The 12,359-nt window shown below is 74.2% G+C and carries 14 protein-coding genes; 10 read left to right on the top strand and 4 right to left on the bottom strand.

Annotated elements, in window-relative coordinates; all coding sequences use genetic code 11:
- Window positions 1–48 precede the first annotated feature (48 nt).
- The 4 genes from EDD39_RS16470 (at window position 49) to EDD39_RS16455 (ending at window position 3,633) form a co-directional block, all read left to right on the top strand.
- On the top strand, window positions 49–480 hold the full coding sequence (locus EDD39_RS16470) for a DUF4240 domain-containing protein (protein ID WP_123556825.1): 432 nt from the start codon (window positions 49–51) through the stop codon (window positions 478–480).
- A 48-nt stretch (window positions 481–528) separates the two neighbouring features.
- Window positions 529–2,175, top strand: coding sequence for an ABC-F family ATP-binding cassette domain-containing protein (locus EDD39_RS16465; RefSeq protein ID WP_123556823.1), 1,647 nt, complete (start codon window positions 529–531; stop codon window positions 2,173–2,175).
- Between the two features lie 121 nt (window positions 2,176–2,296).
- Window positions 2,297–2,974 (top strand): nitroreductase family protein, encoded by a 678-nt coding sequence (locus EDD39_RS16460; RefSeq protein WP_123556821.1) that lies wholly within the window; start codon window positions 2,297–2,299, stop codon window positions 2,972–2,974.
- A gap of 65 nt (window positions 2,975–3,039) precedes the next feature.
- On the top strand, window positions 3,040–3,633 hold the full coding sequence (locus tag EDD39_RS16455) for a GNAT family N-acetyltransferase (RefSeq protein ID WP_162870045.1): 594 nt from the start codon (window positions 3,040–3,042) through the stop codon (window positions 3,631–3,633).
- Window positions 3,634–3,710: 77 nt separating this feature from the next.
- Here the strand turns inward: EDD39_RS16455 and EDD39_RS16450 are convergent, their stop codons facing one another.
- A complete protein-coding gene (locus tag EDD39_RS16450) occupies window positions 3,711–4,340 on the bottom strand; it encodes a TetR/AcrR family transcriptional regulator (RefSeq protein ID WP_123556817.1) in 630 nt (209 codons plus the stop codon).
- Window positions 4,341–4,496: 156 nt separating this feature from the next.
- Here EDD39_RS16450 and EDD39_RS16445 point away from each other — a divergent pair, with 156 nt between their 5' ends.
- Window positions 4,497–5,129, top strand: coding sequence for an FMN-dependent NADH-azoreductase (locus EDD39_RS16445; protein WP_030916132.1), 633 nt, complete (start codon window positions 4,497–4,499; stop codon window positions 5,127–5,129).
- Between the two features lie 80 nt (window positions 5,130–5,209).
- Here the strand turns inward: EDD39_RS16445 and EDD39_RS16440 are convergent, their stop codons facing one another.
- Together EDD39_RS16440 and EDD39_RS16435 are read right to left on the bottom strand one after the other, a co-directional pair.
- Window positions 5,210–5,431 carry a DUF397 domain-containing protein gene (locus tag EDD39_RS16440; RefSeq protein WP_123556815.1) on the bottom strand — a complete coding sequence of 74 codons (222 nt, stop codon included), beginning with the start codon at window positions 5,429–5,431 and terminating at the stop codon, window positions 5,210–5,212.
- Window positions 5,428–6,258: a helix-turn-helix domain-containing protein gene (locus tag EDD39_RS16435; RefSeq protein ID WP_123556813.1), complete on the bottom strand. Its 831-nt coding sequence runs from the start codon at window positions 6,256–6,258 to the stop codon at window positions 5,428–5,430. The genes EDD39_RS16440 and EDD39_RS16435 overlap by 4 nt, the downstream gene beginning before the upstream one ends.
- A 286-nt stretch (window positions 6,259–6,544) precedes the next feature.
- On the opposite strand from EDD39_RS16435, the gene EDD39_RS16430 reads away from it, so the two are divergent.
- The 3 genes from EDD39_RS16430 (at window position 6,545) to EDD39_RS16420 (ending at window position 7,981) form a co-directional block, all read left to right on the top strand.
- On the top strand, window positions 6,545–6,745 hold the full coding sequence (locus EDD39_RS16430) for a hypothetical protein (RefSeq protein WP_123556811.1): 201 nt from the start codon (window positions 6,545–6,547) through the stop codon (window positions 6,743–6,745).
- Window positions 6,735–7,109 (top strand): hypothetical protein, encoded by a 375-nt coding sequence (locus EDD39_RS16425; protein ID WP_123556809.1) that lies wholly within the window; start codon window positions 6,735–6,737, stop codon window positions 7,107–7,109. The genes EDD39_RS16430 and EDD39_RS16425 overlap by 11 nt, the downstream gene beginning before the upstream one ends.
- A 308-nt stretch (window positions 7,110–7,417) precedes the next feature.
- Window positions 7,418–7,981: an NUDIX domain-containing protein gene (locus EDD39_RS16420; RefSeq protein ID WP_123556807.1), complete on the top strand. Its 564-nt coding sequence runs from the start codon at window positions 7,418–7,420 to the stop codon at window positions 7,979–7,981.
- A 34-nt stretch (window positions 7,982–8,015) separates the two neighbouring features.
- Here EDD39_RS16420 and EDD39_RS16415 read toward each other — a convergent pair whose 3' ends face one another.
- Window positions 8,016–10,361 carry a Tex family protein gene (locus EDD39_RS16415; RefSeq protein WP_123560508.1) on the bottom strand — a complete coding sequence of 782 codons (2,346 nt, stop codon included), beginning with the start codon at window positions 10,359–10,361 and terminating at the stop codon, window positions 8,016–8,018.
- A 248-nt stretch (window positions 10,362–10,609) separates the two neighbouring features.
- Here EDD39_RS16415 and EDD39_RS16410 point away from each other — a divergent pair, with 248 nt between their 5' ends.
- Window positions 10,610–11,905 (top strand): glycosyltransferase family 87 protein, encoded by a 1,296-nt coding sequence (locus EDD39_RS16410; RefSeq protein ID WP_123556805.1) that lies wholly within the window; start codon window positions 10,610–10,612, stop codon window positions 11,903–11,905.
- 29 nt (window positions 11,906–11,934) lie between these two features.
- Window positions 11,935–12,321, top strand: coding sequence for a PPOX class F420-dependent oxidoreductase (locus tag EDD39_RS16405; protein WP_123556803.1), 387 nt, complete (start codon window positions 11,935–11,937; stop codon window positions 12,319–12,321).
- Window positions 12,322–12,359 lie beyond the last annotated feature (38 nt).

The following is a 12,359-nucleotide window of genomic DNA, read 5'->3' as shown; positions in this document are numbered from 1 at the left end:
AACCCCCGGCCCGGCCCCTGTCAGTGGCCCCGGGCACACTCGGCCGCCATGGACGAGGACGAGTTCTGGCTGCTGCTGGAGGAGTGCCGCCCGCCCGGGGCGGACCCGGACGCGGAGCGGCTGGCCGCCGCGCTGGAGGAGCGCCTGTCGGCCGGGCCGGTCGCTGCGGTGGCCGGCTTCGCCGAGCGGCTGTCCACGGCGCTGTACCGGCTGGACCGCCGCGAGCTGGGCGAGGAGCTCTCCGGTGACGCGTTCCTGTACACCCGGGCAGCGGTGGTCGCCGACGGCCGCGCCGCGTACCTGGCGGTGCTGGCCGATCCGGGCCGCTTCGCGCCGTACGCCGGGGAGCTCGTCTGGGCCGAGCCGCTGCTGTACGTCCCGGACCGGGCGTACCGGCGGCTGACCGGCGAGGAGTGGCGGCGCGGGACGGCGCACGGCTACGAGTCGCGCTCCAACACCGGGGGCTGGGCCCGCCAGTAGGCCGCCCGTCCGGGGGGAGCCGGGCCGCCGCCTAGAATCGACCCCATCATGACTGCCACTCTCGTCGTCAAGGACCTCGCCGCCGGCCACGGCGAGCGCACGCTGTTCTCCGGGTTGGACCTGGTCGTCGCCCCCGGGGACGTGATCGGGCTGGTGGGGGTGAACGGCGCCGGGAAGTCGACCCTGCTGCGGCTGCTGGCCGGGCTGGACGCCCCGGAGGGCGGCAGCCTGAAGCTGAGCCCGCCGACCGCGAACGTCGGGCACCTGCCGCAGGAGCCGGAGCGCCGCGAGGGCGAGTCGGTGCGGGACTTCCTGGCCCGGCGCACGGGCGTGGCGGCGGCGCAGGCGGCGCTGGACGAGGCCACCGAGGGCCTGGTGGAGGGCCGTCCGGGCGCGGACGACGCGTACGCGGCGGGCCTGGACCGCTGGCTGGAGCTGGGCGGCGCGGACCTGGAGGAGCGGGCCGAGGAGGTCGCCGACCAGCTCGGCCTGAAGGTCTCGCTGGACCTGCCGATGACGGCGCTGTCCGGCGGCCAGGCGGCCCGGGCGGGCCTGGCCTCGCTGCTGCTGTCGCGCTACGACGTGTTCCTGCTGGACGAGCCCACCAACGACCTGGACCTGGACGGCCTGGAGCGCCTGGAGGCGTTCGTGAAGGGCCTGCGCGCGGGCACCGTGCTGATCAGCCACGACCGCGAGTTCCTGGCCCGCACCGCGACCAAGGTGCTGGAGCTGGACCTGCACCAGCAGCAGGTCAACCTGTACGGCGGCGGCTACGAGTCGTACCTGGAGGAGCGGGCGATCTCCCGCCGGCACGCCCGCGAGCAGTACGAGGAGTACGCGGACACCAGGTCCGGCCTGGAGGCCCGCGCCCAGATGCAGCGCAACTGGATGGACAACGGCGTCCGCAACGCCCGGCGCAAGGGCGGCGACAACGACAAGAAGGCCCGGGCGCAGCGCGCCGAGTCCAGCGAGAAGCAAGCCGCGAAGGCCCGGCAGACCCAGCGGATGATCGAGCGCCTGGACGTGGTGGAGGAGCCGCGCAAGGAGTGGGAGCTGCGGATGGAGATCGCCGCCGCGCCGCGCTCCGGCTCGGTGGTGGCGACGCTCCGTCGGGCCGCCGTCAGGCGCGGGGAGTTCGCGTTCGGCCCGGTGGACCTGCAGATCGACTGGGCGGACCGGGTCGCGATCACCGGCGCGAACGGCGCGGGCAAGTCGACGCTGCTGGCGGCGCTGCTGGGCCGCCTGGAGCTGGACTCGGGCTCCGCGGCGCTCGGCTCCGGCGTGCTGATCGGCGAGGTGGAGCAGGCCCGCGGGCACCTGTTCGGCGGGGACGCGGAGCAGCCGCTGCTGGCGGCGTTCTCGGCGGCCGTGCCGGAGATGAACCCGGAGGACGTCCGCACCCTGCTGGCCAAGTTCGGCCTGAAGTCGGTGCACGTGCTGCGCCCGGCCGGGACGCTCTCGCCGGGCGAGCGGACCAGGGCGGCGCTGGCGCTGCTGCAGGCCCGCGGGGTGAACCTGCTGGTGCTGGACGAGCCGACCAACCACCTGGACCTGCCCGCGATCGAGCAGTTGGAGCAGGCGCTGGCCTCGTACACCGGCACCCTGCTGCTGGTCACCCACGACCGGCGGATGCTGGACACCGTGCAGGTGAACCGGCGCCTGGTGGTCGCGGACGGCCGGGTCACCGAGGCGTAGCGCCCCGGCCCCGGCCCCGCCCGCCGTCCTCGCCGGTACGTGCCGACCGCTTCTTGCCAGTACGTGCCGACCGCGCCCCGGCCCCTTCCGCCGGGGCGCGTCGCGTGCTGGGCTGGCGCGCATGGTTGACAGTGCACCCGCTCCGGCGCCGTCCCACCCGACGACGCCGCTCCGCCCGATGAGTGTCCCCGCCCACGAGGCGGCCGACCGCTGCCGGGCCTTCCACCAGGTGATGGACCAGCGCCGCACCGTGCGCGACTACTCGACCCGCCCGCTGCCCGAGGGGGTGGTGGAGTGGGCGGTGCGGACGGCGGCGACCGCGCCGAGCGGCGCGCACGTGCAGCCGTGGCGGTTCGTGGTGATCACCGATCCGGAGCGCAAGCGGCGGCTGCGGGAGGCCGCGGAGGCGGAGGAGCGCGAGTTCTACGACCACCGGGCGTCCGAGGAGTGGCTGGCGGCGCTGGCCCCGATCGGCACCGACTGGCGCAAGCCGTTCCTGGAGGACGCGCCCGCGGTGATCGTGGTGTTCGAGGTGCACAAGGGCCCGCACTCGCCGCGCCCCTACTACACCAAGGAGTCGGTGGGCATCGCGGTCGGCTTCCTGCTCTCCGCCCTGCACCAGGCGGGCCTGGCCACGCTGACCCACACGCCCAGCCCGATGCGCTTCCTGAACGAGGTCTGCGACCGCCCGCCGGAGGAGCGCGCCGCGTACGTCATCCCGGTCGGCTACCCGGCCGAGGACGCCCGGGTGCCCGACCTGGTCCGCAAGCCGCTGGACGAGGTGATGGTCCGGCTCTGACGGGCACGGGGGGCGGTCCCGATATCCGCTGGTCGGCGCGTTGGTGCATGGCGCATACTCCGTTCATGAGTCACTCCACCGACGCACCTGACAACGTTGCGCGACCGCTCACCGCGGGCCGCCCGCCCGAGCTGCTGCCCCTCGGCGACGGCGCGCACCTGCGCCGCCGCCGGCTGGCGGACGCCGCCGGGCTGAACGCCGCGGTGCTCGCCAACCTCGACCACCTGCGTCCGTGGATGCCCTGGGCCCAGCAGGCGCCGACCCTCCCGGAGAGCGAGCAGCTCTCGGTGCGCGGCGAGGCGGCCTGGGACGAGGGCAGCGACTTCCTGTACCTGCTCGGCCTGGACGCCGAACCGGCCCTGGTGATCGGCGGTTTCGGCCTGCACGGCCGGATCGGCCCCGGCGCGCTGGAGATCGGCTACTGGGTGCACCGCGAGCACACCGGCCGCGGCCTGGCCACCGCCGCCGCCCGCGCCCTGACCTCGGCGGCCCTCGCGCTGCCGGGCATCACCCGGGCCGAGATCCACTGCGACGAGTCGAACGCGGCCAGCGCCGCCGTCCCGCGCAAGCTCGGCTACACCCTGGACCGGATCGACCAGGAGGCGCCGACCGCCCCGGCCGAGACCGGCCGCAAGATGATCTGGCTGACGGGCGCCTGACGGCCCCTCGACACACCTCCGGGAGGGGGCGGCCCCGCCCGGGCCGCCCCCTCCCGCGCGTCCGCGTGCGCCGCCGGTCAGCGCCGGGCGAGCCGTTCGACCAGGGCCTGCCAGCTGTCGCCGAGCAGGGTGGGCAGGTCGCCGCTGTAGCAGCGTTCGGCCGGGTCGGCGGGCGGCTCGCCGGTCAGGAAGAGCAGCGGGGGGCCTTCGAGGGCGCTGGTGAGCTGGAGGGCGAGGGTGTCCGGGTCGGGGAGGCCGAGGGCGGCCTGGCCGAGCAGCATCCGGATGTGCGGGCGGGAGAAGTCGGGGCCGGCGGCGGGCTGGACGGGGCCCTTGCGCTCGAACGCGGCGCGGGCGATGTCGTGCCGGGCCAGCAGGAAGGCCGTCCGGGCGCGGCCGTAGGCGATCAGCCGGTCGACCGGGTCGCCGCCGGGGCCCAGCGGGGGCGGGCCGGACAGCACCTGGCACTGGAAGCGCTGCTCCTCGGCGTCGAGCAGGGCGCGGAAGATCCCGGCCCGGGTGCCGAAGCGGCGGAAGACGGTGCCCTTGCCCAGCCCGGCCCGTTCGGCGAGCCCGTCCATGGTGACCCGGTCGGCGCCGAGCTCGGCGATCATCGCGCGGGCGGTGCAGAGCAGCACCTCGCGGTTGCGGGCCGCGTCCGCGCGCTCGGTGGGGGGGTTTCCGAAGGGGACCAGGGAGCTGTCCATGCCGCCAATTTACCTGGCGAGAGAAACGGGGTAAAGTCCGTTTACGTCGAGCACGGCGCCCCGGCCCGTGCCCGACCTTGCCGTACCCAGCCGCACCCGGCCGTACCCACCGCGTCCGCCACTTCCCTGACGGGGCGCGAACCGAGGAGTTCTGTCATGCACCTGTTCCGCCTGGACGCCAGCATCATGCCCGGCACCTCCACCAGCGCCGAGCTCGCCAACGCCGCCGAGGCCGAGTGGGCCGCCGCCCACCCCGAGGGCACCGTCACCCGCCGCAACCTGGGCACCGACCCGCTGCCCGGCGACATCTGGGCCACCGCCGCCCTGGCCGGCTTCACCCCCGAGGACCAGCGCACCCCCGAGCAGCAGGAGGCCGCCGCGCTCGGCGCCACCCTGGCCGAGGAGCTGCGCGCCGCCGACGCCGCGATCATCGCCGTCCCGCTCTACAACTGGGGCGTCTCCCAGCACTTCAAGACCTGGGTCGACCTGGTCATCGCGGGCGCCGGCCCGACCGCCGAACTCCTCAAGGGCAAGCCGGTCGTCCTGCTCACCTCGCTCGGCGGCGGCTTCGCCCCCGGCACCCCCCGCGAGGGCTGGGACCACTCCACCCCGTACCTGGAGCGCATCCTGCGCGACGTCTGGGGCGCCGAGCTGACCACCGTCCGCCGCGAACTGACCCTGGCCGCCGTCAACCCGGCGATGGAGGGCCTGCGCGGCCTCGCCGCCGAGTACCACACCCAGGCCCTGGACGCCGCCACCGCCGCCGGCAAGGCCCTGGTCCGCGCCTGACCCGCACCCGCACCCGGGCACCACGAAGCCCCGCGCACCCGAACCCCGGGCCCGCGGGGCTTCGCCGCACCCCCGCAGCCTCAGACCTCGCCGAACCCACCGGACTTGACCGCCGCCACGAACGCGGCGAACGCCCCGGCGGGGAACACCAGCACCGGCCCCTGCGGGTCCTTCGAGTCCCGGACCGGGACGATGCCGTGCATCTGAACAAGGTTCATCGCCGGTTCGACGCACTGGCCGCCGGAACCGCTGTAGCTCGACTTGCTCCAACGCGCGGCGCTCAGGTCGGGGAGAAGGGTCACCGTTCCAGTTCCTTTCGTACGGCACGGACCGTCGCCATCGAGTCGGCCACGGACGGCGCGTCAGCCTGCAGGCGAGCGTAGTCCCTGGACCACTCCCGAACAGTGGGGATGTCTCGTTCGAGGTGTCCTTGCTTCATATCCTCCACGTAGCCGATCTGCATGTGGTTGGGGAGAGTGAGCAGGGTCAAGGAGTGGTGGAACGGGCGGCGAGCGCCGAGGCTGAAGGGCGCCACCTGGATGATCATGTTCGGCAGTTCGGCCAGTTCTTCGACGCGGCGCAGCTGCGGAACCATCACCGCAGGACCGCCGACCTGCCAGCGGAGTGCACTCTCGTCCATCACCACGTGGATCATGGGCGCCGGCTGTCGGGTGATCGCCGCCTGCCGGGCGAGCCGGAAGGAGAGCCGCTCGGCGGCCTGTTCGGTTGAAATGTTGCCACGCGAGACTCCAGCGGCGAGTTCGACCTGCGCGTACTCCGGGGTCTGGAGCAGCCCCGGCATGATGCCGAGTTCGAAGAGTCGCAGCTCGGTGGCCTTCGCCTCGCACTCGGTGAACTCCGGAAAGCCTTCGAACAGTGCGGTGTGCCGGATGTTCCAGTACATCAGCGCCAGCGTCCCGCCGGTCTCCAGCACCTCGTCCGCCCTGTTCACGGTGTCGATGTGAGGCATCCGGCTCGCGCGCTCGAAGCAGCCGACGTAGGTGCCCGTGACCCCCAGCAGATCCCCGAGCTGGGCCTGGGTGAGCCCCTTCGTCTCGCGCGAGCGCCGGAACTGGACCCCGAACGCGTGCGCGGGAGAAATCGTGGGGTCAAGGTCCTTCTTGTTCACGGCAGTTGCCCCCCAACTGAAATATCCAGACTGTCCGGTTCAGATGGTGGCGGAGCGTCAGCGATCCCGCTACCATGGACACACGGACGGTCACACAGCGTCCGCATTCCCCCATCGTCCCGACCAGTTGGCGAAAGGCCCCGGCAGATGAGCACAACGGCAGAACTCCGCGCCGCCATGGTGGACGGCCTCACCGGAGACGGCCCGGGTGGGAACCTGCCGGCCTGACCGCCCACCCCGCCGCACCCCCTTCCGTCCAGCACCACCAGCCGCGAGGTCATCCCCCATGTCCGACCACCCGTACCCGGAGTCGAGAGCGAAGTTGACGATCCGCGTCTACACGGTGCGGGCCGACGGCACCCGGCTGCCGGTCTCGTCCTGCACGTCCGACGAGCCGCTCGTGCCCGCGCCGCGCTCCGCGCTGACCTGGCCGGCCTGCCGGTGTCCGCGGTGTGCCGACGGGCGGGGGGAGTCGGATGCGCTCTGAGGAGCGGCCGGCGGACCCCGGCGAGGAGGTCCGGCGGCGGGCGTGGACGATCGCGGACCGGCTGGCGCGGGCCGGCGGGGAGGAGGCGTGGCTGATCTCCTTCGAGGACGGGTACCGGGTCGAACTCCGCTCGACCCGGCCCGCGCCGGACGTGCCCGGGGTACTGGCGGCCCTCGCGCTGGGCGACCGCTGGGGGCACCGGCGCTCGATCCTCCCCTGCACTGGCGGCCTGGTGCAGGACACCGTGTGGAGCGAGGTCCGGCTGGAGCCGTCCGGCGGCCCGGGCCCGGGGCGGGAGGGCCGCACCAGTGGTGTCGGCGAAGGGAGCCTTAAGGGTGGCTCAAGCCGGGCGGGGAACGCTTGACGGGCCTCGGCGACCCGGGCATTTTGAGTGCACGGGGCGGTCCGGCCGCCTCGTGCACGGTGTTCGAAACCCGTCCCCGGGACGGGTGTTGAGAACCAACCCCCACACGGCCCGGCCGTCGCGCTCCCCCACAGTCAGTAAGCGCGATCGGCCGGGCCGGTTCCGTGCCCCCGGCATTCGCTCCATGAGGGACCGTCAGGTGAACGTCCAGCGCGGCGGGTTGACGGTTCGCCACGGGCGGGTGACGTTTCGTCCGCCTTGTTGACCATCCGGGTTCGTCCGGGACCGTTCAGGACTACGATCGATCGATGACGGACACCACACGCAGAGCAAGCGAAAGCACCGAACTGGCGGCCCGGTACCCGGCCCTGCACGCGCCGCAGCGCTGGGAGTGGGGCGGTATCGACGCCCAGTTCAGCACCGATCTGCCGCCGGACGAGCTGGTCACCAACATCCACCTGGTGGGCTTCGCCGAGGGCCGGGTCGTCCTGTGCCGGGACGTCCGGGGCCACTGGTTCCTGCCCGGCGGCACCCGGGAGGCCGCCGAGAGCGTCGAGTCCTGCCTGGAGCGCGAGTTGCGCGAGGAGGCCGGCGCCCGGCTGGTCGGGCCGCCGACCTGGATCGGCCACCACCTGGCGGTCACCGACACCCCGGTGCCCTACCGCCCCTGGCAGCCGCACCCGGTGAAGGCGTGGCTCTGGGGCTGGGCCGACGTCCTGGTCGACTCCGCCCCCACCAACCCCGACGACGGCGAGCAGGTCGTCGAGGTCCGCCCCGTCGCCCCCGAGGAGGCCCAGCGGCTCCTCTCCCAGTACCGCGAACCCTGGTGGCCCGAACTCGTCGCGCTCGCCGTGGAGTCCCGCACCGGCTGAGGGGCGGCCGGGCCCGGCCGCCCCCCGGGGCGCGCTACTTGCCCAGGCCCGCGCGGCGGAGGGCGTCGGCCATGGCCGAGTTGGCGGGGGCGGGCTGGGCGGTGTTCGGCCGGCGGTCCTGGCGCGGGGGCCGGGAGTCGCGGCGGGGGGACTGCTCGCGGCGGTTGCCGCCGGAGCCCGAGCCCGAGCCGGATCCCGAGCCGGGGGTGGTGTCGTCGTCGAGCCGCAGGGTCAGGCCGATCCGCTTGCGCGCGACGTCGACGGTGGTGACCTTGGCGCGGACGATGTCGCCGGGCTTGACCACCTCGCGCGGGTCCTTGACGAAGTTCTTCGACAGCGCGGAGACGTGCACCAGGCCGTCCTGGTGCACGCCGATGTCGACGAAGGCGCCGAACGCGGCGACGTTGGTGACCACGCCCTCCAGCACCATGCCGACCTCCAGGTCGGAGATCTTCTCCACGCCGTCCTTGAAGGTGGCGGTCTGGAAGGCGGGGCGCGGGTCGCGGCCGGGCTTGTCGAGCTCGCCGAGGATGTCGGTGACGGTCGGCACGCCGAAGGTCGCGTCGGCGAAGTCGCCGGGGCGCAGCGCGCGCAGCACCGCGCCGTTGCCGATCAGTTCGCCGAGCTGCCCGCCGGTCGCGGTGAGGATCCGGCGCACCACCGGGTACGCCTCGGGGTGGACGGCCGAGGCGTCCAGCGGGTCGTCGCCGCCGGGGATGCGCAGGAAGCCCGCGCACTGCTCGAACGCCTTGGGGCCGAGCCGGGCGACGTCCTTGAGCGCCTTGCGGGTGCGGAACGGCCCGTTGGCGTCGCGGTGGGCGACGATGTTGTCGGCCAGCGTGCCGGTGATGCCGGAGACCCGGGTGAGCAGCGGCGCGGAGGCGGTGTTGACGTCGACGCCGACGGCGTTGACGCAGTCCTCGACCACGGCGTCCAGCGAGCGGGAGAGCTTGAGCTCGCTCAGGTCGTGCTGGTACTGGCCGACGCCGATCGACTTGGGGTCGATCTTGACGAGCTCGGCCAGCGGGTCCTGCAGGCGGCGGGCGATCGAGACGGCGCCGCGGATCGACACGTCCAGGCCGGGCAGCTCCTGGGCGGCGAACGCGGAGGCCGAGTAGACGGACGCTCCGGCCTCACTGACCATCACCTTGGTGAGGCCCAGCTCGGGGTGGCGCTTGATCAGGTCGGCGGCCAGCCGGTCGGTCTCCCGGGACGCGGTGCCGTTGCCGATCGCCACCAGGTCCACCCGGTACTGGGCGGCGAGCCGGGCCAGCGTGGCGAGCGCGGCGTCCCACTTGTTGGCGGGCTGGTGCGGGTAGATCGTCTCGTGCGCGACGACCTTGCCGGTGGCGTCGACCACCGCGACCTTGACGCCGGTGCGGAAGCCCGGGTCGAGGCCCATGGTGGCGCGCGTCCCGGCGGGGGCGGCGAGCAGCAGGTCGCGCAGGTTGGCGGCGAAGACCCGGACCGCCTCGTCCTCGGCCTCGGCGCGCAGCCTGGTCCGCAGGTCGATGCCGAGCCGGACCAGCACGCGGGTGCGCCAGGCCCAGCGGACGGTGTCGGTCAGCCACTTGTCGGCGGGGCGGCCGCGGTCGGCGATGCCGAACCGGGCGGCGATCCGCTGCTCGTAGTCGCTGGCGCCGGGCAGGTCGGCCTCCTGCTCGCCGTCGAACGGGGAGAGTTCGAGGTCGAGGACCTCCTCCTTCTCGCCGCGCAGCATGGCCAGGATCCGGTGCGAGGGCAGCTTGGTGTACGGCTCGGCGAAGTCGAAGTAGTCGGCGAACTTGGCGCCGTCCTGCTCCTTGCCGCCCCGGACCTTGGCGACCAGCCGGCCGCGGGTCCACATCCGCTCGCGCAGCGAGCCGACCAGGTCGGCGTCCTCGCCGAAGCGCTCGACCAGGATGGCCCGGGCGCCCTCCAGCGCGGCGGGCGCGTCGGCGACCTGCTCGTTGACGTACCCGGCGGCGAGCGCGGCGGGGTCCCGGGAGGGGTCGTTCAGCAGGGTGTCGGCGAGCGGTTCGAGGCCGGCCTCGCGGGCGATCTGCGCCTTGGTGCGCCGCTTGGGCTTGTACGGGAGGTAGATGTCCTCCAGCCGGGCCTTGGAGTCGGCGGCGAGGATCTGCGCGCGCAGCGCGTCGTCCAGCTTGCCCTGGGCCTCGATCGACTCCAGGACGGCGGTGCGGCGCTCCGCCAGCTCGCGCAGGTACCGCAGCCGCTCCTCCAGGGTGCGCAGCTGGGTGTCGTCGAGGGCGCCGGTGGCCTCCTTGCGGTACCGGGCGATGAAGGGCACGGTCGCACCGCCGTCGAGCAGGCCGACGGCGGCCTGCACCTGGTTCTCGCGGACGCCGAGTTCTTCGGCGATCTTGCGTTCGACGGACATGGTCACGGTGCCGGTCACCCCTTCGGACGGTTGCGCGGTGTCGCCCGTGCATTCTGGCAGGTCCGGCCGACGTCCATCCGGTGGACCGGTCGGCCGCCCGGAGCGTGGCGCGTTCCGGGGACGCGGGCGGACACGCGTCCGGGCGGCCCGGAGGCCGGTCGGATCGTCTGGTATGAGAGGTGGACGACCGTTTTCCGGGCTCTCGTCGGCGCCGCTGCCGGAGCTGCCGTCCGCGCGCATTGGAGGACATGGTGGCGCAGGCCCCCGCCCCGGCACCGGCCCCCGCACCGACCCCGGCCCCGGCCCTCCGGCCGCCCGACCGGCCGGTCCGCTGGACCCGCCCCGCCGACTGGCCCCGCGAGGTGCTGGCCCTCGCCGCGTACTGGATCGCCGGCCGGGTGCTGATGGTCGGGCTGATCCGCTCCGGCCGGACCGAGCCCGCCATCGAGGTGCACCGGCTCTACCACGGCTGGTACCAGGTCCTGCGCACCGGCACCTTCCCGGTCGGCGACGTCACCTGGCAGTACCCGCCCGGCGCGGCGCTGCCGATGCTCGCCCCGGGCCTGCTGCCGTTCCTGACGTACCTCCAGTCCTTCGTGCTGCTGTCCCTGCTGGCCGACGCCGCCGTGCAGGCCGCCCTGCTGGCGGCCGGCCGCGGCCCGGGGCGCTCGACCTGGGGGGCCTGGGCGTGGGCGCTGGCCCTGCCGCTGCTGCTCGGCCTGCCGTACGGGCGCTACGACCTGTCGGCGACCGCGCTCGCGGTCGGCGCGCTGCTGCTGTTCCCGGCCCGGCCGCGGCTGGGCGGGGTACTGGCCGGGATCGGCGCGATGGTCAAGGTCTGGCCCGCGCTGACGCTGCTCGGCACCCCGCGCGGCCGCACCACCCGGCAGACCTGGACGGCCGCCGCGCTCTCCGCGCTCGCCCTGCTGCTGGTCCTCGCCGCCTGCTTCGACCACACCCTCGGCTTCCTGCACGCCCAGGGCGGGCGCGGCGTGGAGATCGAGTCGCTGGGCGGCAGCGCCCTGCAGGCGGCACGGCAGTTCGGCTGGTCCGGCCGGGTCGAGCAGCACTACGGCTCGTTCGAGTTCCTCGGCCGGTACGTGCACCGGATCGCCCAGTTGTCGCTGCTGCTGACCGCCGCGGCCTTCGGCTGGCTGCTGCTGTGGCGGGTCCGGGCCCGGCGCTGGACGGCCGCCACCCCGTACGACGCGGCGCTGACCGCGGTGCTGCTGTTCACCGTCACCAGCCGGGTGATCTCCCCGCAGTACCTGGTCTGGCTGATCGGCCTGGCCGCCGTCTGCCTGACCGTGGAGGACACCACGCAGCGGCCGGTCGCCCTGCTGCTGCTGCCCGTGGTCGGCGTCACCACCGTCGACTACCCGCTGTTCTTCGACGCGATGCAGGCCGGCGGCTGGTGGCCGACCGCGGTCATCCTGCTCCGCAACGGGCTGCTGCTGGCCGCCTCGCTCTGGTCCGCCGCCCGGCTGTGGCGGGCCACCGCCTCGCCCCGGCCCGTCGGCACCGGCGCCGCCTCGGCGGCCTGACGGGCCGTCGGGAGACGTAGACTGCCCCGATGGCCGACACCGCGCTGGACCGGCTCGCCGCCGGGAAGTACCTGCTGATCACCAGTTACAAGAAGGACGGCAGCCCCGTCGCCACCCCGGTCTGGGTGGTCCGGGACGGCGACGCGCTGGGGGTGTGGACCGTCGCCGACTCCTGGAAGGTCAAGCGGATCCGGCGGCGCGGCGACGTCCTGGTCGGACCGTGCGACGTGCGCGGCAACCCGAGCGGCTCCCCGCTGCCCGCCACCGCCGAGATCGCCGACCCCGCCACCACCGAGCGCTACCGGCAGCTGCTCGGCCGCAAGTACGGGCTGGTCGGGCGGCTCACCCTGCTCGGCAGCCGGCTGCGGCGCGGCAAGGGCGGCACCGTCGGCATCACCGTCCGGCTGGACGGCTGACGGCCGGACGGCTGACAGCTGCCGGTGACCGCTGCCGG

This window comes from Kitasatospora cineracea (genome assembly GCF_003751605.1).
GTDB classification, from domain to species: Bacteria; Actinomycetota; Actinomycetes; order Streptomycetales; family Streptomycetaceae; genus Kitasatospora; species Kitasatospora cineracea.
The sequence above is the reverse complement of the archived record's forward strand: the minus strand, read 5'-3'. Positions and strand labels throughout refer to the sequence as shown.

Coding starts and splice junctions, on each gene's coding strand:
- EDD39_RS16470 (WP_123556825.1), top strand. CDS start 49: ATGGACGAGGACGAGTTCTGGCTGCTGCTGGAGGAGTGCCGCCCGCCC.
- EDD39_RS16465 (WP_123556823.1), top strand. CDS start 529: ATGACTGCCACTCTCGTCGTCAAGGACCTCGCCGCCGGCCACGGCGAG.
- EDD39_RS16460 (WP_123556821.1), top strand. CDS start 2,297: ATGGTTGACAGTGCACCCGCTCCGGCGCCGTCCCACCCGACGACGCCG.
- EDD39_RS16455 (WP_162870045.1), top strand. CDS start 3,040: ATGAGTCACTCCACCGACGCACCTGACAACGTTGCGCGACCGCTCACC.
- EDD39_RS16450 (WP_123556817.1), bottom strand. CDS start 4,340: ATGGACAGCTCCCTGGTCCCCTTCGGAAACCCCCCCACCGAGCGCGCG.
- EDD39_RS16445 (WP_030916132.1), top strand. CDS start 4,497: ATGCACCTGTTCCGCCTGGACGCCAGCATCATGCCCGGCACCTCCACC.
- EDD39_RS16430 (WP_123556811.1), top strand. CDS start 6,545: ATGTCCGACCACCCGTACCCGGAGTCGAGAGCGAAGTTGACGATCCGC.
- EDD39_RS16425 (WP_123556809.1), top strand. CDS start 6,735: ATGCGCTCTGAGGAGCGGCCGGCGGACCCCGGCGAGGAGGTCCGGCGG.
- EDD39_RS16420 (WP_123556807.1), top strand. CDS start 7,418: ATGACGGACACCACACGCAGAGCAAGCGAAAGCACCGAACTGGCGGCC.
- EDD39_RS16415 (WP_123560508.1), bottom strand. CDS start 10,361: ATGTCCGTCGAACGCAAGATCGCCGAAGAACTCGGCGTCCGCGAGAAC.
- EDD39_RS16410 (WP_123556805.1), top strand. CDS start 10,610: ATGGTGGCGCAGGCCCCCGCCCCGGCACCGGCCCCCGCACCGACCCCG.
- EDD39_RS16405 (WP_123556803.1), top strand. CDS start 11,935: ATGGCCGACACCGCGCTGGACCGGCTCGCCGCCGGGAAGTACCTGCTG.